Genomic DNA, 19,730 nt, shown 5'->3' with positions numbered 1-19,730 from the left:
CGTAATACCGGAGTCAATGATGTTTGAGAATATTGGTTGGATTGTTGAAGCAAAACTGAAAGACGGCAAACGCAATGAATTCGAAGCAATCATGAAAGAAATCGTTGCAGAGACACAGAAGGAAGCTGGCACCTTGAACTACCAGTACTACATCTCTGATGACGGCGATGTCATGGTATACGAACGCTTCCAAGACGTTGAATCGGCCCATATCCACGTTAGCAATTGGGACAATTATGCAGAGCGTTGGGTCGCCGCCGCCGAGCCAACACGCATGGTTCACTTAGGTGATTTACCCGATGATTTGCGCTCTCGCCATGCAGCTTTAGCTCCTCTTTGGCTTAAGCCATTTGGCGGATTTGCCCGCTAAGACAAACTTCTTTTAACAAATACTATTACCCTACGGAGATACACCATGTCTTACTACTCTGTTCTAGCTGTTACCCCGACCAACCAAGACTGGGTTGCTGATTACATCGGCCCTGCCAATAAATTAGTGGCGCAATACGGCGGTAAATACCTCGCCCGTACCGACAGCCACCAGCGTTTGGAAGGCGAAGGGGAAGATGCAGCCCTTCGAATTATCATTGAGTGGCCATCAAAACAGGCCTGCTTGGATTTCATGAGCGATCCCGGTTATGTACCGCACCTCAAAGCCCGCACCGAAGGGTCAGTCAGCCACCACTTCCTGATTGAAGGCAAAGACGACTTGGCATAAACCCAAAGAGCCACCATTTCGAAATGGCGGCTCTTTGCTGTCAGATAAAGACTTTCTCTCAGATAAAAACTATGTCTTATGCCGTTTCGACCAATTGCTGCAGGCTGTGATAAATCTCTCCCCCTATAAATTTGGCTTCCTTACCCAGTTCCCTTTCGATACGGATCACTTCATTCCACTTGACCATCCGCTCGCTTCGGGTAAATGATCCTACCTTGAGCTGACCGGCATTGGTTGCCACTGCAAGATGACTAATGAAAGCATCCTCGGTTTCTCCCGATCTGGCCGAGACAACCGGTAGCCAACCGGCTTGTTGCGTCAGTTCAATGGCTGCTAGGGTCTCCGAAACCGTTCCGATCTGGTTTAATTTGATCAGCACGCTATTTGCCAGTTTCTGTTCAATACCTTGCTTGATCCTATCGATATTGGTGGTAAACAAATCATCCCCAATGACCTGGATACGATCCCCCACCAGTGCGGTGAAGCGCTGCCACATTTCGAAGTCGGTATCTGCAAACGGGTCTTCAATCGACAATACCGGATATTTTTCACACCAATCGAGCATCAGCGCCAAGAACTTTTCAGGCGTATAGCTTTTGCCATCGAGCGGTAAATGGTATTTGCCCTCGGAATAGAGGTCGCTGGCAGCTATATCGAGCGAAATCGATACTTCCTCACCGGCTAGATATCCGGCTTTCTCAATCGCCTCCACGACAAACTGAAAAATCTCATCATGGCTATTAAAGGTGGGCCAAAAACCCCCTTCATCGGCAGCACCAGCCAGTAACCCCCTGCTCTTGAGTAAATTCTCTGCCGTCCGGTAGATGTTGTAGGTCACTTCCAGTGTTTCCTGGTAACTTTTAGCGCCATTGACGATTAGTAGGAAATCCTGGATATCCGTGCGCCATTGGGCATGGGCACCGCCCCCTACCAACTGAATCTCAGGCAACGGTAGCAACTTACCTTCACCATCTGGTGTGAGTGACTGGAATATCGGCTTCTGACATAGCTTTGCCCTCGCATCGGCGACAGCCAACGAGACAGACAAAATAGCATTGGCCCCAAGACGGGACTTGTTTGCCGTACCGTCGAGATCGCACATGATCTTGTCGATCACCGCCTGTGAATCAACACTCACCCCCTGCAGAACAGGACCTATCTCTTTTTGCACATTGGCAACGGCATTGAAAACAGACTTACCGAGGTAGCTATGCACGTCGCCATCACGCAGTTCCAATGCCTCGAATTGCCCTGTTGATGCCCCTGACGGCACCATGCCCACTCCCTTTATGCCGTTTTCAAGTTCCACTACCGCCTCAACCGTTGGCTGCCCGCGGGAATCAAATATCTGATACGCATCAACAGACTTTATTTTCATTATGCTGCACTCCTTCCATCAACAGATCCAGTTTGGTTATATTCTTGCCCAGCAGCCGGATAACACGCTCTCGGATATGGCTTTTCTCTTGTGCCGATAAATACTCCACCGGAGATTTTCCATCGATACGGGCCAGCATCATCATCAAGGTCAGCTCAACGATGTTATCCTCGCCAACAACAAGGAACCTCTCTTCACCTATGGCTCTGCGGTATCGGGTATAAAACGCAACGGCCAGATCGAGATAAGCCGCATTGTTGAAATGGCAGTATTTGAGCAGCAAATGATGGAGCAGGAAGGCTACGTCAAAGGAAGGATCGCCATACCAGGCTACCTCACAATCCACGATTTTGATTTCTTCCCCGGACACCAGAATATTTTTCGGGCTGAAGTCCCCGTGTACCAAGCAGTGCTTAGTCGCTGCCACCCGGCTGCACAACGCCGTAATTTGCCCCGCTAATTGCGGATGAATACTCACCATAGACTCGAAATATGGCTCTAGCCGAAGTTGGTGAAAATTCTCATCAGACTTAAACAGTCCCTCTGCAATGGGTTCATGCCAACTGACTTTATGAATGGCCCCCAGAATATCGCCAATTTTCTGCGAGACCACCATCGACGTTTGGCCCCGCATTAAATCCTTCTTCCAATCTTTGAATCGTTCAGGGAAAAACTCCATGGTAAATAGCCTTTCCTCCTCAAATGAATGCAAAATCTTTGGCACATATTGGGGAAACTGGTTACCCACATACTTCAGGTAACGCTGTTCGAATAAATTCCTGCTGGTATCGGCAAACCAGTCTTTTTCAACTTTCAGTTTCTCCAGTGCCCTTTTAGCCACCAGCTTGTTTTTCGGGTCTTCGACAAGATAAATCTCACAGCTAACCCCACCGGTCAGTGGGGTTGCCGTGGCATGTTCTTGTGATACCACCTGGTGTTTTTTCAGGATATCAAGAACCATGCCTTCACCTTAGCGGATGGCCGCAACTGATTGATGACGCAGGTAACCTTCGAAAGTTGCCTTGCTGTTTACCCCACCACCACAACCACTCTGGTTGCAGGCTCCGTAATGCAAACCGTACTCAAACACGTTATGGGCATTGATCCAGCTATTACCCGCAACCAATTCTGCGGCAATCCACTGTGCTTTGTCGCTGTCTTGTGTCCATACACTATTCGACAGGCCATAAGGGTTACGGTTAGCTCTCTCGACGACTTCCTCTTCATCGCTAAATTTCAGTAGGAAGGCCACAGGACCAAAGATTTCTTCCTGCGCCCAAGGGTTATCATCATTGCCAGCCAACAGCGTCGGTTGGATGAAATAGCCTTTATCCAACTCACCTGACATCAAACGTTGACCGCCCGTTACCACCTCAGCGCCATTTGCCTGCGCTTCAGCAATGCACTCCAGTACCTTGGCCATCTGGCGGTGGGTACACATCGGCCCCATCTGGCTGCTAGCTTTGAGGCCATTATCCACCACCACCGCTTCGAGGGTTGCTTTGGCCTTGGCGACAAACTCATCATAGATAGACTCGTGGATATACCAGCGAGAAGCGGTACAGCACACCTGACCGGCATTCAACGAAATAGCACCGCACAGCCCTTCGACCGCTTGGTCAATATCCGCGTCTTGGCAAATAACGGCAGCCCCCTTGCCACCTAGCTCCAATTTAGCCGGAACAAGGTTACGCCCGCACACTTCACCGATATGGCGGCCAACCTCGGTAGAACCGGTAAAGGACATCAGTTTGACCTTAGGATGGCTAGTCAATGCTTCGCCTACAACGCTGCCTTTGCCGGGAATGACATTGACTGTACCGGCTGGGAAACCGGCCTCTTCAACCAATTTAGCGAGATACAAGGTCGAAAGCGGTGTTTCAGAAGCCGGCTTTATCACCACTGTGTTGCCTGCTGCCAAGGCTGGGGCAATCCCCCAAGCACATAAGGTGAGTGGGAAGTTCCACGGGAAAATGAAACCTGCCACGCCATAAGGGCGTTTGATCGTTTTGCTATCTGTAACCGACAGTCCCAAATCCACTTCGTACTCGGCGTCCAGGGCTACCTGGGCAAAATACTCAAAGCACTGAGCGGCAAAGGGCACATCGAACCCTATTGCAGCAGCCACCGGCTTACCGACATCAATACATTCCAAATCAGCCAATACCTGGCTGTCCCTTTCAATTAATTGGGCAAGCTTGCGAAGCTTTTCACTGCGAAACGCTACCTCAGCCTTACGCCACACAGGGAACGCTTCATCAGCGGCCAATACGGCTTGATCCGTTGCTTTTGCATCGGCAAGACAAACATCGGCTACTCTAGTACCTGTTGCAGGGTTTTCTACCGTCAGGGTCTGCTCTGACTGACTCCACTGGCCATTGACATAAAATGGCAGTGTTGCAGGTTCAAGAAATTCAAGGGTTTTAGGGTCTAGCGTTTGGATGGTCATATTTAACACTCCTGTGCTATTTATTATTTGTTTTTAATTCATGAAAAAGTCATTACCTGGCTTGCAGGCCGTCAAAAGAAATATCCAGTGAACGGATATGTTGCTCTATCATTTCGGTTAATTGCGACTCCCCGGTTATTGGCCTGCCGTAACCTTCAGGGGAGAAAAAAGAATTGATACAAACAAAAGAGGCGGTGCTATTTCCGGCTAATTCGAAATACGTCGGTTTATTGAGAAGCTGTGGATTTTCCCTGCTCCATTCATAGCCTTTGCAAGAGCCTCCAATGGCACACTCAAGTCCCAAAGCATAATTACGATCGCAACCTCCATCATAATCCGCCCAAGGCATCATTTCCCGGCCACCGCTATGGATCCAATAGTTCATAAAAGAAGGCGATACCTGATCCTCTAATTGAGCGAGGGGGATCACACTGACATACACTAGGTTGTAATAAGGGTTATAACAGGCACTCCAAAGTAATTGCCGGCTACTTGATACGCCGCTAATAAAATCTGCATGGCCGTTGTAACCTGGCATCAGGGACAAGTCACTTTTACCCCCGGTGCGGGTTGGGATATCACTCAATGACTCGAAACGTGCGCCAAGTTCGAGGCTTGCCGTTGTATCGAATTCCGTCCCTTGCGGACATACCTGATATTGCTGGCAGTTATCGAGCAACCAACATCCCCGCTCGACAAAAGGTGACCCCAAGGTCGTATGCCAGGCCATATTTATCGGTACTGCATCGTCATGATTATTTTCAACCGTCATCACCATATAATGGCTACTATCACCTTGGCGCAGGTAATCTGTTTTTTGGTACTTTAATAGCTCAAACTCCCCGGCCAGATGCCAAACAGCTTTGGCATAGCTCTCACCGCCCGAGTCCACCAATCTTGCTGACGCTAAAGACCAAACATTGTTTGCTGTGTCACCGTGGGTAGGTATGTTGTCAGTACCTGGGCCAAAAGCCGGAGCACAAGGAAAAGTTCCGGCAGCCTGGCGTAGCAGTTCAACTTGCCAATAAGCCCGTTGCTCGGGATCGTCGTTATCCATCCTGCCGGAAAATGGTGCTTTAAAATGCGGCATCCAATGGGCATTAAGCCAATAGTCTCGAGTTTGGCTGCGCATTTTCCGTGAGAACTCCGGAGTCATCCCACCGAAAGCCTGGATAAATAACCGCGTCTCATCATTTTTAAGCCAAACGCCGTCCTGACCTAAATATTGGCCAACTTCTATATACATATTTATCTCCTATTTTGCAGGGGCGTATTTCAGCCCCAGCAATCCAGAGGAACATTCGCTTATTGCGCGATCCCAATCGGTGAGAAAATGATATATAACGCTACAACGCCAACGCATATCACCAAAGAAAAACGCTTGGCATGTTTCCATGGTGTTAATTCAACCACACTGGTTTTCTGGGTTTCAGCCGCTTTTTCTTGTGGGAAGAAATAACCAATCAATATCATCAAGGCCGCCACTGCAACAAACAAGATGCCTGTTAAGTGAAGGAAGTGAATATCCGGCTGGAAGACAAAGCTGGTCAGTGCATAAGCCAACATAAATACCACGATGCCAATATTTGCTGCCATGGCTGGCACCTTACGGGTTACCAAACCCACCACAATAATGGTGAACATCGGCGCCATATAAAAGCTATTGATGGTCTGGAAATATTGGAAGAAACCTTCGGGTGCATAGAAAATGAAAGGAGCAACAAAGATGGCAAATAGCCCAATTACCGCACCGAAACGCTTACCCACCCTGACTAAGTCACGATCATCAGCTTTAGGGTTAATCAATGGCTTATATACATTGAGGGTAAACAATGTAGAGGTACTATGCAGCACACTGTTGAAGGAGCTGAGGATTGCACCAAATAACACGGCAGCAAAGAACCCAACCATAGGTGTTGGCAGTACTTCACGGACCAGCATAGGATAAGCGACTTCACCGTTTGGCAAATCCGGCCCAAACATAGCGTATGCGATGATCCCCGGGATCAATAGGAAGAAAGGCCCAAGCAGTTTTAGCATTCCCGCCCAAAGCACCCCTTTTTGTCCCTCTGCGAGGTTTTGTGCACCCAGCGCACGCTGGATAATCGACTGATTCGTTCCCCAGTAGAAAAGGTTGAGGATCAGCATCCCGGTAAAGAATGTAGAAAACGGAACAGGATCGTCCTTGCCACCAATCGCATTGAGTTTTTCCGGATGTTCCGTCATCAAATGCTGGAACCCGGCAACGACACTGCCATCACCTAACGCAGACAGGCCAAACAAAGGGATAAGCACGACGCCGCCGACCAACAAGCCAATACCATTGAAGGTATCAGAATAGGCTATCGCTTTTAGCCCCCCGAATACGGCATAGGCTGCCCCGACAAGGCCAATCGAGACGACCATAATCCATATTCCACCCCAGTATGAGACATCAAATATACCGGAGATATCAAATATACCGCCCAATGCGACCGAGCCGGTATACAATATTGGCGGAAGCAAATTCAGCACATACCCGAATAAAAACAGGAAAGTACAAAAATACATGGTACTTTTGCCAAATCGCTGTTCAATAAATTCGGGAATGGTTGTCACCCCGCCACTCAAGTATTTCGGCAACAAATAGAGTGCCACGACAACCAGGGTCAATGCCGCACACACTTCCCACGCCATTGGTGTCATATTTGCGGTATAACCCTGGGCGTTCAAACCGACCAATTGTTCAGTAGACAGGTTTGTCAGCATCAGGGATGAAGCAATTAACACCCCGGTTAACCCTCGTCCTGCAAGGAAATAAGAGTTTGCTGATTCTTGTTGTTTCTCTTTTCTTCTGACCTTGTACCAAGACCCTAAAGCCACGGCTCCCGTTACCAAGGCAAATGAGATTGGAATAATCATAATTCGTCCTTTTATCACGTTATTGGAAGCTAAATAGTTTTAAAGGCACTATTTAGCTTGGACCGCATCCTTCCTTAGCGACACTTATTATATTTATTTTGAGTTTTAATTAATTTGCATTTATCTCTTAGCAGTTAAACAACTTGTGATGGATTTACCATTTCAAAATATTTAACGACTTCATTTTTAACTTGCGGCAATATTTCGCTAATAGTGGTTGGTGGATAAGCATCGATGCCGTCTTTTGTTATTTGCTTACCTAGGTTTTGCATATATGCAGTGTGGATTGCCGTCCCTACATTAATTTTGGTGATTCCCAAAGTCATGGAGTGGCGTATATCCTCTTCGGGGATCCCAGTACCACCATGCAGCACCAATGGGGTACTGACAGACTGATGGATTTGCTGCAAACGTTCAAAGTTAATCTCTGGCTTCCCTTGATAGTGGCCGTGGGCTGTACCAATACCCACCGCAATCATATCGACACCGGTTTCTTCTGCCAGACGCTTTACGTCCGCTACGCTTGCAAGGTAATCGTCATCGGTCATTCCCCGGCCACGAATTTTTCCTATTTCCGCTTCAACAACGGCCCCTCTGGCATGGGCATAGTTTACAACCTTGATTGTCCTCTCGATGTTCTCTTCCAATGACAAGGCCGAACCATCAATCATCACCGAATCAAAACCGACATCGACCGCCTGCATGCACATTTCAACATCATCACAATGGTCAAGGTGGAGGTAGATCGGCACTGAGTATCGTGCTTTCATCCTATCGACAATCGCTTGGATAAGATCAAGCCCCAACACCTCCACTACCTTGGTGTAAGCCATCAACATAACCGGTTGGTTTCTCTCTTGTGCTGCCTGGCAAATCGCTTGAACGTCCCACACATCATTGAAGTTAAAACCGATCAGGCAATCGCCGGTTTGATGATATTGTGCCAGCAACTCAGATAGCGTCTTCATAAACTTTCCTTGTGATATCAATTTGCTCGAAACTTTTAATCGCGCCGCTCGAACCGTATTGCTGTACGACCCTCGCCCCCGCGTGGTTGGCAACCTCTACAGCCTGTTCAAGTTGGTACCCCCTCGAGATGGCCGCTAGAAAGCCACTGACAAAACCATCTCCGGCCCCTGTGGTATCAACGACTTTTGCAACTCGCTCTCCTTTTACCCAGTAAGCCGATTTGCCGTCATTGACATAAGCACCTTTGGCACCGGCTTTGATCACCACATTTTCAACACCCCGCTCGATAAAGAAGGCCGCGCATTCCTCTATTGTCTGATAGCCAGTAATCTGCAGCGCTTCGTTAAGCGTCGGCAAGAAGTAAGTCAGTGATGGCAAAACCGGCGCTATTTTAGTTAACCATTGCTCATCAGCATTCCAGCCGACATCCAATGAGGTTATTTTTCCTTGCTGTTTCGCGGTATAAAACAGCTCATTCAAGCCGCTGTTTTCCAAGGCAGGGAGTAGATAGAACCCGCTGACATGCAACATGTCGTGGCCCAGTAAGTTACCAATATCAATATCGGCCATGGTCATTTCGTCAATGGCACCACCGTTATAGATAAACACCCGTTCGCCGTCCTGTTTGACCAAAGCAACCGCCGTTGCGGTTTGGTGCCGCTTGGAAACCTTGACGGCACTTTCAATCCCCTTGGCCTGATAAACCTCCTGCAGATAACGGCCAAACATGTCGTCACCCAGCATAGAATGCAGGCTGACCGGAGTACGCGTTGCAGCCAAGTTGAGCGCAACATTTGCCGCGTCACCTCCCGGCTTGACCTGTACGTTGTCTACCAGAGTGACATCCGTTGAAAAACTAAATCCATCTAATGGCCCCACAATGACATCTGCGACCGCCATCCCTAAGCACGCAATACTTTTCATCGTTAGCCTCCAAAGCCGCAGCTCTCCCCAGCGTTAGCAACGTCTATCGATTCCGCCCCGATCCAGTAATTGAGTACTTGGAGATCCCTCAAGAAGTGCCCACGACCGACAATCCAATGGTGATCCAAGCCTTGGTCCATAATAGTGCCGACTATTTGCGCCGCCGTGTAACCGGAAGGGATCACCTCACCGTATGTGCCACGGAATTTCATATCAGAAGGGACAATTTCACCTTCGAAAGCCAGTACAGTATCAATAGAAGGCGCTTGGTATTTGGCGATAGTGACGGGACCCGGCTTGACCAGGAACTCAAACAACAACCCCCAGGCCGTATCTTCGTCGTAGTTTTCCAAAATACCGTGCTTGCGGCATTCATAGCCGGTCGCTAGATTTCTCAAGCAAGTTGCTGCCGAACCGTTGTGCCAGACCCCCAACCGCTCTCCATCTCCCGATAGGTAAGAGATATCGGAAAGCATTGGGATAGTGCCCGGCCCCGCTCCATCAGACATTAACTCTTTAAACAGCAGCATAGTAATCATGGCCCCGGTATCGGCCTCATCGGCCACCACTATGCCTTGGTCGTTCATCAGTGCCATCGCACCATCGCCAGCGATCTGGAAGTGATCAAACAACTCTGGCCAGTTTTTGAAACTCACCGCAACGTAGTCGCCTTCGCGAGCAACCACCATTAGGGCCAGTGACAAGCGGATTGTGTCCTCGATTTGATTGTCAGGAACGTTATTGAACTTACAGCTAACGTCAGAGAGGATCTGCCGTTTGATTTCGGCAACATCTTCGCTGCGAAACTCTGCCATACGCGCCGTGATATCGACCAGGTTGACTCGGTCAAAACCCAGCTCCAGTTTCTTCAAAATGGCAATTTCATTGATCTCGCAATCATAGAAACCCGGTACCCGACTCGCACCAGCAATCAGTGCTTTCTTGCCGCGTAGGTATCCCAGCACCCGGCAAACACGCGTGAAAGCCTGTATCTCCTCCTTAACCCGAGGGTCTTCCGGAGAGCAGAACTGCCACTGGTATTTCACTCCCAATGAATTGAGGATACCCAGTACAAAGTTTTGCGAACATAAGCGGTTTGCTTGGAGATTGAGGCCATTCCCCATTGGTTCTGGCATCGCCAGGCTGAATATAGGGGTCTGATGTTTGGCAAGCCATGTACCTAGCTGTGATGCCACCTCACCGGTGGTATACGCTGAGTGACACACAATCACCCCATCCAACCCTTGATGTGCCGCATCGTCTAAAAATGCTTTGAGCTGGTTATGATCCTGAAATGGCTCATCGGCAACAATAAGATCATAGTGATCTTGTGGCAGCATCTCGCGCACCAACTCCGAAACCTGCAAGGTGGTTTCCTTGGCCAGTTGCCAATTGAAGTGAATTTCAATCGCAACCGAAACAAACGCGATCCGAGACCGGCTACGGGCTTTTTGTTGAGGAATCAGGGTTGAGATAAAATCAGCTGCAACGCCATCCAGAGTGATATCTTTGTTTTCCATGGTGCATCTCCAACATCCGCTTTGATTATCATCATAGGGCTGGAGACCAGGAGAATCTGCGCAAAAATTTGCCGAAAATAGCCAAAAATTAGCAATCGGAAGAACCGTGAAATGGATCACTACCGTTCAAAAAACGCACCATTTACAATTCAGACAACAAGCAATGGATTGGTTGGGAGGGAGTTTGAAGGCTACCGCTGAAAACGTTGATCGTATGGATCGCTCATTTACTGCTTATGAATTTCAGTCCAAGGAGTTTGAGCACCCCTATCATTTCCATCATGAAACGGAGTTGGTCTTCATCACCAAAGGTCACGGTCACGTCCTTGTCGGCAATACCGCAAGCTACTTTGAGACCGGCGATATCTTTTTTATTGGCTCAGACATTCCCCACCGTTTTCATTGCGAAGCAGAACAAAAACACAGCCCGCTTGACTCTTATATCCTGCAATTCAACCCATGCTGTTTTGGCTCACTGTTTACCAATACCCCCGAACTTACACGGATAGCACGTATGATCAGCCATTCCAAACATGGTTTGGTCATAAGAAAAGCGCCAAAGCAGTTGTTCCAGCAAATGAAATCATTAATTGAATCCTCGGGCGTCAATTCCATTATCAAGTTTCTCCAGTTGCTCGCCGAAGTAGATAAAAGTACCCAACTTGAATTTATCTCTGCCCAACCCAACTCGGAAGTCGAGGTTCTTGCCACAACCAAGATCCATGCCTCGATTGAGTGGATCAATGAAAACTACCACCGCGATATCAACCTCGAAGACATCGCCCTTAGAACCAGCATGAACAAGAATGCCTTCTGCCGGGCCTTCAAGAGCCAAACAGGCAATTCACCAATGAACTATATCAACAATGTCAGGGTTGAAGCCGCCTCTACCCTGCTGCTTGAGGGCAAACAAGGCATTGCAGATATCGGCTTTACGGTGGGGTTTCCCACCGTCTCCAGCTTCAACCGAAACTTCAAGCAGTTAAAAGGCGTATCACCGGGTATGTACCGGAAAATGACGTCAGTATTCACCGATAGCTAGGGTTAACTATGGCAGGGTATGCATCATCCGGTCCCAGCGGTTGTGCAGCGAGACCAACCAACGTGGTGGTGCTTTGCCGGTTCCTGCGGGTTTGAGTTTGTCATGGGCCAAGGTGACGTTGGCCAGCATGATCTCTTGTTCGGGTTCAACGTCTACCATCAATACATGGCGACCAGATTGCAGCACCTGCTTGAAGCGACGGAACTGGTAATGAAGCTCCTGGAATCCAAACAGGCCCCCTTCCCAAGTGATAAAGCCCATCATAATGATTGCCAGCATGACAAAGGGCAGCCAACCTACCGTATCCACCACGCCAGTGGCATAAGCAAAGAACAAAACAAGTGCAGCGACAACTACGCCAATCACAGCACCTATTTCGGTGGAGTGGATAACGTCATTGCGCATAAAGGATTTCACCGGATGGAGATGTTGATGGCTGGCAACCTCGGCATCATTGTCGGTGAGCACGTGGATTTGCGACGGGCCAAGCCCACTGAGTTCCAACTCGTATTCCACCAGCTCTAGGTCGTCTAAGTCATCGCTAATGTAAAAAACCCTAAGCATAAGGGCCTCCTGACATTTCGATTTGACGGGTTTATCATTAAATTTTAAACCATCTTTCACATTCGTGAGGGGTTTAACAGCTATGCCCCATTGCCCATCAAACGTAAACAGCCCGACGCAAGCATCGGGCTGTTTCACATTTATAGAAGGTAATTATAATGCAGAGAGGAAACGGTCAATTTTCTCTTTGTGGGCCGCTTCAACCTCTGGGGTCGGAATGGTCATGTCCTTATGGGTGAAGTACACCAACAGCGCCATTTGTGCGGTTAGGCGGTTCTCTGCCTCATCGAAAATCAACGAATTATCCGCTTCCATTACACCACGGGTACATTCACGCTGATCATTAGCTGGCAGACAGTGCATGAACATGGCATTTGTTCCCGCTTTCGCCATCATCTCTTCTGTCACCACATATTCAGGGATAAAGGTCGATAAGCGGATCTCTTTCTCTTCCTCTTGGCCAAACCAGTAGAAACTATCTGCAACGATGATATCGCAACCCGCCACTTCGTCGGTATTATCGGTGATAACCAGTTTACCACCTGACGTTTCACAATTACCCAGCGCAATATCGACCCACTTCTGTGGCGCTTTGAAGCGCTCTGGGCAGATATGCTTGAAGGTCATGCCAAACTTGGTACAGGCAAACATCAGTGAGGACGCTACGTTCGTTGCATCACCTACGAAAGCAACGGTCAAATCGCTCAACGCTTTACCTTCAGGTAGGTGTTCTTTCATGGTGAACAAATCAGCCATGATCTGGGTTGGGTGCAGCCAATCACACAAACCGTTGATAACAGGTACACTGGCGTTTTTCGCAAGGCCTGCCACTGTGTCATGCTCATCTACACGAGCCATAATCACATCAACCATGCGTGACAGAACGCGACCGGTATCTTCAAGCGACTCTTTGGCACCAAGATGGATATCCTTCGGTGACAAGAACAGTGCATGCCCCCCTAAAATAGTCGCGGCAGTTTCGAAAGACACTCGGGTACGGGTAGAGGGCTGTTCGAAAATCATCGCTACCGACTTGCCTTTGAATAGCTGTGGAACCGCATTGTCTCGGCGAGCCTGCTTTAGCATCGCCATCAACTCTAAAATTTCTTCAAGTTCTTGCTTGGTAAAATCCTGAGTCTTCAGAAAATGGCGCAGGTTTGGTTTATTTAGTTCGGTTGCACTAGAAGATGGAAGTCTCATTTTCGTATCCTTTTTACCAGAGTTAATTTATTCATCGAGCAATCACGTTTGGTGTATTGCTTGGTTGAAATCAGTATCCGGAAAAAGAACAATTAATTCTAAAATTAGAATCACTAATCGGTATTGTTATATCCACTTGAATAATCACATTGACGCAAGTCACACTGATTAAAACAAACAGCAGCCATTTTTCGATATTCATTTCTAATAATATATTCAGGCAACAAAAAGCCTGCTATTGCAATGGCAACAGCAGGCTTATAAATAAAAAGCTACGGTGAAATCATCGATAGAAATAATTAGTTGAGAGTAACAGCCCTCGGAAGTTGCTTAGGCAAATATGTTCCCAAATAGGCTTCGGTGATCACTATCGCTTCCCTCGCCATTTCGGGGGCAATATCGCCATTTTCCCGATAATTCATCGAGTAGACTTTATCGGCCACCTGCAACGCGATGGCAAAAATATTAACATCACTTGGCAACTCAGGCAGGGTAAAATACTGCCGGTAAATATCCTCTACCTTCTTGCCCAGAACCAAATCATTTTGTGCATCGGCCTGGCGGACGGAGGAGTAAGTATGTTGCCCTAATAACGTGTGCTGCGCCAATGGCGCCAGACGGTAATAGTCAACGAAACTCTGCTCAATCATCCGATTAATGTCAGACCAATGGTGGACTTTTTCTGCCACCACAGCATCATCTAATACTTGCTCAAAGTCATCAAATACCGAGTTCATTAACTCGCAAATCAAGGCTTCAATATTCGGGTAATGATGATAGACCGTTGAGGCAGCAATCGCAGCCTCCTTGGCAACATCATAGATAGATATTGCGCTCACCTCCCGCTGTGATGCCAAACGAATTGCCGCTGAATGGATCCTCTCAAGTCTCTTCTCTGTCGACTCTTTTCGCATTGAGTTACCTATCCGTGTATATGTGTTCCAGAACGGTTTGCCATGATCTCTGCCGCTTTATGAAGCGAGCCTATATGCCCGATCCCCGCACCTTTTGTATAGGCCGCAAAGTCACAGCAGGCTTCAACCTTCGGCGCCATAGAGCCTGCAGCAAAGGTGTATTGCCCCAGTTGCTCAACCGTTACATCATAGAGTGGCTGCTCTGTTGGCTTACCCCAATCGACACAGACATAATCACCGTCGGTGAGGATAAGCAGGTGCTGTGCATTCAACTGCTTGGCCAATGTCGCCGCTGAAAAATCCTTGTCTATCACAGCCTCAACCCCGGTCATTTCACCCTCTTTCTCAACCACCGGGCAGCCGCCACCACCGCAACATATTACTGTATGACCAGCATCGAGTAATGTGCGTATACTATCAATTTCAATAATTCCCTGCGGGAATGGTGAAGGAACAACCCGACGCCAGTAATCGCCATCCGGTTTTATATTCCAGCCATATTGTGCCGACTTGGCTTGTGCCGTTTCTTTGTCGTAAACCGGCCCAATAAATTTATTTGGCGCATTAAAAGCAGGATCGGCTTGGTCAACCGCTATTTGTGTCACGACCGTGCTGACATGCCCCGTTTTCATATATTTCTTCAGGCTCCTAGCCATCATATATCCGATCATCCCTTGGGTTTCTGCGCCCAAGACATCAAGTGGATAAGGTGGTGCATCGGTATAAGCTAAATTTTGTAGAGCAAGCAAGCCAACCTGGGGGCCATTTCCATGTACCACAACCACACGGTAATTTTCGCTTAATTCTGCCAACGCCTTAGATGCGATATCAATATTATTAGCCTGATTTTCGTAACTCATTAATTCGCCACGTTGTAATAGTGCATTACCACCAACAGCGACCACAATAATTGGTTTATCCTGTGCCATACTACCAACCTGTCTTATTTATCATTGAGAACCTACCATTCAATTTATCGCTAATAATAATTAGCATTATTTGACCAGAATCAATTTTCTCATCCTAGTCACATTCAGCCGCTTTATTTATGGTAAGAGTCACGCCTTTGGCAGTCATATATTAACGATATCCGATAAGTGATTCTAATAACGAATATCTGCCCGCGGTAGGCATAAGATTATTTCCGTAAATTAAAGAATTGGACATCAAGCATAAATAACGTGTAACAATCACGGAGATATAATTATGGAAACACAAACCTCAGGCGGAAAGATGGGAGTAGGCAGTCTCGCCCTCTTTAGCCTATGTGCTGTTATTGTCGTTGATACCTTGACGGCCTCTGCATCCATTGGCGTCAGTGCTATCGGGTGGTGGCTGGTTACCCTCATTGTTTTTGTTATCCCTTACGGATTAATCACTTCTGAACTGGGCACCACCTACCCTGGCGACGGTGGAATTTATGACTGGGTCAAGAAAGCGTTCGGCTACAAATGGGCTGTCCGGACAACCTGGTTCTACTGGATTAACGTCGGCCTGTGGATGCCTGCGGTCTATATCATGTTTGCCGGCATGTTCGCCGAACTGTTCTTCCCTGGCCTTTCATTGATGTGGCAAATCGCCATATGTATTGCCCTTACTTGGCTCACCATCTGGATCTGCAATGTTTCCGTTGATGTCGGCGTATGGGTAACCAACATCGGGGCAATCCTTAAAGTCACTGTCATCGCGGTATTGGGTTTTGGTGGTTTCTTCTACGCTGCCAAGCATGGTGTTGCCAATGAATTTACCATTTCCGCCATGATGCCAAGCCTAGATACCGGTGTGGCTTTCCTTCCAGCCTTGGTGTTCAACCTAATGGGGTTTGAACTGGTCGCGACCATGACCAAAGAGATGAAAGACGTCCGGGACATGCCAAAGTCTATCTTCCTTGCCGCCGCTATCACAGCATTCCTGTATGTCTTTGGCACGGTTGGCATCTTGATGGCACTGCCGGTACAGGATATCGGTTTGGTTGCGGGTATTGTCGACACGTTACGCAAACTGTTCGGAACCGGCGCATTTGGCACCATGATGGTTTACTTAATCGGTACCATGGCACTGCTTACCTTTATCGGCAACATGGTGACATGGACGATGGGGGCTAGCCGAGCAGCAGCCGAAGCCGCTAACGAAGGCGAGCTACCTGAAGCGGTCGCTAAAATGTCAGAAAAACACGATACCCCGGTCGGTGCCAACAACATTACCGGTATCCTATCAACTGTGGTGATTCTGGCCTACGCCCTCTTTGCCCAAACCAGTGACGATTTGTTCTGGTCTGTGTTTGCCTTCTCCAGCTGTATTTTCCTTCTACCTTACCTGTTTATGTTCCCGTCATACCTGAAGCTGCGTATCAGTGACCCAGAGACAGAGCGTCCTTTCCGTGTTCCTGGCGGCCTAGGCGTGCAGTGGGTACTGAGCATCATCTGCTTCGTAGTAATTGCCCAGGCAGTGATCCTGTTTATCTTCCCGGAACTTATCGATATGACCGTCAACTGGACATACAGTGCACCGGTACTTATCGGGGTCATTCTGACAGTGGGTATCGGTGAATACCTATTGAAACTCGCGGTTGCCAAGAAAAATGCAGAACACACAGAGCAGCCTAACCAACACCCTTCTCATAGCCATTAATATAGGATGTCTAGCCATGAGCAAACGAATTGATTCAACACCAAGACAAGACGGCTTCAGAATGCCGGGCGAACATGAACCTCAAGCCGCAGTATGGATGGCATGGCCTGAGCGCACCGATAACTGGCGCTTCGGGGGTAAGCCGGCGCAGACAACCTTTGTCAAAGTTGCAGAAGCTATCTCCCAGTCAACCCCGGTCAATATGGTAGTCAGTGCCCAGCAATTTGAAAATGCCCGCCAGATGCTGCCAGACCACGTCCGCTTGGTCGAAATGAGCACCGACGATTCATGGATGCGCGATATCGGCCCATCTTATGTGGTTGACAAGGAAGGTCATAGGCGCGGCGTCGATTGGCACTTCAACGCCTGGGGCGGATTGGTCGATGGTTTGTACTTCCCTTGGGATAAAGACGATGCAGTCGCACAAAAGGTGTGTGAATTCCATGGTGATGCCAGCTACCGTGCGCCTATCGTCCTCGAAGGCGGCTCCATCCACGTCGATGGCGAAGGAACCCTTTATACCACCGAAGAGTGCTTACTCCACCCAAGCCGTAACCCAGACTTGTCCAAAGAAGAGATCGAGCAGGTCCTTTACGACTACCTTTCCGTGGAAAAAGTCGTTTGGATCCCAAGTGGTTTATACAATGACGAAACTAACGGTCATGTCGATAACCTGATTCATGTTGTTCGCCCAGGTGAAGTGGTGCTGACTTGGTGTGAGGATAAGAATGACCCGCAGTATGATATCTCACGCCAGGCATTAGATGTGCTTGAAACCCAAACAGATGCGAAGGGGCGGCAAATCAAAGTCCATAAACTGCCAATGCCGGGGCCTTTGTTTATCTCGGAAAATGAAGCCAGCGGGGTTGACGTGTCTGATGGGATGGAACGTACTCCGGGTGAGCGTTTGGCTGGCTCGTACGCCAACTACCTCGTTACCAATGATCAGATTGTCTATCCATTGCTTGATGACAACCTAGATGCCGAGGTAGAGGACTTACTCAACGACCTCTACCCTGGCTACAAAGTCACTGGCGTCGATGCAAGGGAGATTCTTTTGGGCGGGGGTAACATCCACTGTATTACCCAGCAGGTGCCTTGTGTTTAACCCCATGAGTTAGGCTAAAAGGCAACGGCTAATCCAGCAATTAAAGCAAAACATGAAGCCGCAGAATCGAGCGGCTTCACAGCTTAAGCTCCCATTTCCTTTAAAAAGACCTTCACTACAGCCTGTTAAGTTATATATCAGTTGATATAACGATAAACATCCAGGCCAGTGGTATCGATATCCGTTTCTGCACCGCTGATAATGTCGGCCAGCAATTTGCCCGAGCCGCATGCCATGGTCCAGCCCAATGTGCCGTGGCCCGAGTTGGTATACAGGTTTTTAATCGGTGTTTTGCCAATTACCGGCGTGCCATCTGGTGTCATTGGCCTTAGCCCAGTCCAGTACTCCGCCTTTTCTATCTCGCCACCTTGCGGGAACAAGTCCTGAATCACCATGGCAATGGTTGCCTTGCGCTTTTCTGCCAAGTTCAAATCAAACCCTGCTAACTCAGCTGTACCGGCAACCCGGATCCTGTCATCAAACCGAGTCATCGCGACCTTGTAGGTCTCATCCATCACGGTAGAAATAGGTGCAGCCTCACCATTTTTTACCGGCATGGTCAGTGAGTACCCCTTAACTGGGTAGACGGGGACAACAATGCCAGCCTGGGATAACACCTGCGGTGAATAGCTTCCCATCGCCACCACGAAGGCATCCGCTTTGAACTCGCCATTGCTGGTATGCACCGAGCTAATCCGGTTTTCCTCAACTTCCAGTCTGGTTATCTCGGTATCAAACCTAAAGTTCACACCAGCTTGCTTGGCTAGCTCTGTCAATTGCTGACAGAACAGGTAACAATCGCCCGTTTCATCATCAGGCAAGCGCAAACCACCCACCAGCTTGTCTTTTACCGCAGCCAAGGCAGGCTCGGCAGCGATGCACCCTGCCACATCCAACTCCTGATAACGGGTGCCACTTTCGGCCAGCAACTCAATATCTTTTGCCACCGCTTCTAACTGCTTGTCGGTGCGGAACACTTGTAAAGTACCCTGCTGGCGACCCTCATAATTCAAATCAAAGTCGTTGCGCAGCTGCTTTAAGCACTCGCGGCTATAATTGGCGACTCTCAGCATTCGGGACTTATTGATTTGATATCGGGCCGTATTACAGTTCGCCAACATTTTGCTGGCCCAGAGATATAACTCAGGCGAGACCGAAGGCTTGATCTTCAATGGAGCGTGTTCTTGCAATAACCATTTCATGGCTTTGACCGGAATGCCTGGTGCAGCCCAAGGTGATGAATAGCCGTATGAGATTTGCCCAGCATTGGCGAAACTGGTTTCCTCGGCACTGCGCGGCTGACGGTCAATGACCGTCACATCATGCCCGGCTTGGCGCAGATACCAAGCAGAGGTCAGCCCAACCACACCGCTGCCCAAAACAATAACTTCCATCTGAATCCTCAAAACTAA

18 protein-coding genes are annotated in these 19,730 nt (G+C 48.5%); 5 read left to right on the top strand and 13 right to left on the bottom strand.

Annotation, left to right across the window (positions count from 1 at the left end; genetic code table 11):
• The first annotated feature begins 16 nt into the window (after nucleotides 1–16).
• Together BIZ37_RS02975 and BIZ37_RS02970 are read left to right on the top strand one after the other, a co-directional pair.
• On the top strand, nucleotides 17–370 hold the full coding sequence (locus BIZ37_RS02975; RefSeq protein ID WP_222939564.1) for a putative quinol monooxygenase: 354 nt from the start codon (nucleotides 17–19) through the stop codon (nucleotides 368–370).
• Between the two features lie 45 nt (nucleotides 371–415).
• Nucleotides 416–718 (top strand): DUF1330 domain-containing protein, encoded by a 303-nt coding sequence (locus BIZ37_RS02970; RefSeq protein ID WP_187460234.1) that lies wholly within the window; start codon nucleotides 416–418, stop codon nucleotides 716–718.
• A gap of 76 nt (nucleotides 719–794) precedes the next feature.
• Here BIZ37_RS02970 and eno read toward each other — a convergent pair whose 3' ends face one another.
• From eno to BIZ37_RS02930, 8 genes are all read right to left on the bottom strand, one after another.
• Entirely contained in the window at nucleotides 795–2,096 is a 1,302-nt protein-coding gene (gene eno, locus BIZ37_RS02965; protein WP_187460233.1) for a phosphopyruvate hydratase, read from the bottom strand.
• Nucleotides 2,077–3,057 (bottom strand): phosphotransferase family protein, encoded by a 981-nt coding sequence (locus BIZ37_RS02960; protein ID WP_187460232.1) that lies wholly within the window; start codon nucleotides 3,055–3,057, stop codon nucleotides 2,077–2,079. Before BIZ37_RS02960 ends, eno begins: the two co-directional genes overlap by 20 nt.
• Nucleotides 3,058–3,066: 9 nt before the next feature.
• Nucleotides 3,067–4,545 carry an aldehyde dehydrogenase gene (locus BIZ37_RS02955; RefSeq protein WP_187460231.1) on the bottom strand — a complete coding sequence of 493 codons (1,479 nt, stop codon included), beginning with the start codon at nucleotides 4,543–4,545 and terminating at the stop codon, nucleotides 3,067–3,069.
• A 52-nt stretch (nucleotides 4,546–4,597) separates the two neighbouring features.
• Complete coding sequence (locus BIZ37_RS02950) at nucleotides 4,598–5,791, bottom strand: hypothetical protein (RefSeq protein WP_187460230.1); 1,194 nt, start codon at nucleotides 5,789–5,791, stop codon at nucleotides 4,598–4,600.
• Nucleotides 5,792–5,850: 59 nt separating this feature from the next.
• Nucleotides 5,851–7,446, bottom strand: a complete 1,596-nt coding sequence (locus BIZ37_RS02945) for a solute:sodium symporter family transporter (protein WP_187460229.1) — start codon at nucleotides 7,444–7,446, stop codon at nucleotides 5,851–5,853.
• A 134-nt stretch (nucleotides 7,447–7,580) separates the two neighbouring features.
• Nucleotides 7,581–8,414, bottom strand: coding sequence for a class II fructose-bisphosphate aldolase (locus BIZ37_RS02940; protein ID WP_187460228.1), 834 nt, complete (start codon nucleotides 8,412–8,414; stop codon nucleotides 7,581–7,583).
• Nucleotides 8,398–9,339 (bottom strand): carbohydrate kinase family protein, encoded by a 942-nt coding sequence (locus BIZ37_RS02935; protein WP_187460227.1) that lies wholly within the window; start codon nucleotides 9,337–9,339, stop codon nucleotides 8,398–8,400. Before BIZ37_RS02935 ends, BIZ37_RS02940 begins: the two co-directional genes overlap by 17 nt.
• Before the next feature lie 2 nt (nucleotides 9,340–9,341).
• A complete protein-coding gene (locus BIZ37_RS02930; RefSeq protein WP_187460226.1) occupies nucleotides 9,342–10,859 on the bottom strand; it encodes an L-fucose/L-arabinose isomerase family protein in 1,518 nt (505 codons plus the stop codon).
• Between the two features lie 184 nt (nucleotides 10,860–11,043).
• Between BIZ37_RS02930 and BIZ37_RS02925 the strand changes: the two genes are divergently transcribed.
• Nucleotides 11,044–11,901: an AraC family transcriptional regulator gene (locus BIZ37_RS02925; protein ID WP_187460225.1), complete on the top strand. Its 858-nt coding sequence runs from the start codon at nucleotides 11,044–11,046 to the stop codon at nucleotides 11,899–11,901.
• Between the two features lie 6 nt (nucleotides 11,902–11,907).
• Here BIZ37_RS02925 and BIZ37_RS02920 read toward each other — a convergent pair whose 3' ends face one another.
• The 4 genes from BIZ37_RS02920 to arcC form a co-directional block, all read right to left on the bottom strand.
• On the bottom strand, nucleotides 11,908–12,465 hold the full coding sequence (locus tag BIZ37_RS02920) for an NAD/FAD-utilizing enzyme (RefSeq protein ID WP_187460224.1): 558 nt from the start codon (nucleotides 12,463–12,465) through the stop codon (nucleotides 11,908–11,910).
• Nucleotides 12,466–12,618: 153 nt separating this feature from the next.
• On the bottom strand, nucleotides 12,619–13,665 hold the full coding sequence (gene ptcA / locus BIZ37_RS02915; RefSeq protein WP_187460223.1) for a putrescine carbamoyltransferase: 1,047 nt from the start codon (nucleotides 13,663–13,665) through the stop codon (nucleotides 12,619–12,621).
• 299 nt (nucleotides 13,666–13,964) lie between these two features.
• Entirely contained in the window at nucleotides 13,965–14,579 is a 615-nt protein-coding gene (locus BIZ37_RS02910) for a TetR/AcrR family transcriptional regulator (RefSeq protein WP_107297187.1), read from the bottom strand.
• An 8-nt stretch (nucleotides 14,580–14,587) separates the two neighbouring features.
• The gene (gene arcC, locus BIZ37_RS02905; protein WP_107297188.1) at nucleotides 14,588–15,508 is read right to left on the bottom strand and encodes a carbamate kinase; all 921 of its coding nucleotides are present in this window, start codon (nucleotides 15,506–15,508) and stop codon (nucleotides 14,588–14,590) included.
• A 277-nt stretch (nucleotides 15,509–15,785) separates the two neighbouring features.
• Here arcC and BIZ37_RS02900 point away from each other — a divergent pair, with 277 nt between their 5' ends.
• Nucleotides 15,786–17,210 carry an APC family permease gene (locus tag BIZ37_RS02900; RefSeq protein WP_107297189.1) on the top strand — a complete coding sequence of 475 codons (1,425 nt, stop codon included), beginning with the start codon at nucleotides 15,786–15,788 and terminating at the stop codon, nucleotides 17,208–17,210.
• Between the two features lie 16 nt (nucleotides 17,211–17,226).
• Nucleotides 17,227–18,318 (top strand): agmatine deiminase, encoded by a 1,092-nt coding sequence (gene aguA / locus BIZ37_RS02895; protein ID WP_187460222.1) that lies wholly within the window; start codon nucleotides 17,227–17,229, stop codon nucleotides 18,316–18,318.
• 137 nt (nucleotides 18,319–18,455) lie between these two features.
• On the opposite strand, the gene BIZ37_RS02890 is transcribed toward aguA, so the two are convergent.
• Nucleotides 18,456–19,712, bottom strand: coding sequence for a D-amino acid dehydrogenase (locus BIZ37_RS02890; protein WP_187460221.1), 1,257 nt, complete (start codon nucleotides 19,710–19,712; stop codon nucleotides 18,456–18,458).
• Nucleotides 19,713–19,730 lie beyond the last annotated feature (18 nt).

The organism is Photobacterium sp. BZF1, from assembly GCF_014349205.1.
GTDB lineage: Bacteria > Pseudomonadota > Gammaproteobacteria > Enterobacterales > Vibrionaceae > Photobacterium.
Note: the sequence above shows the minus strand (reverse complement) of the source record. Positions and strands in the feature narration are given on the sequence as shown.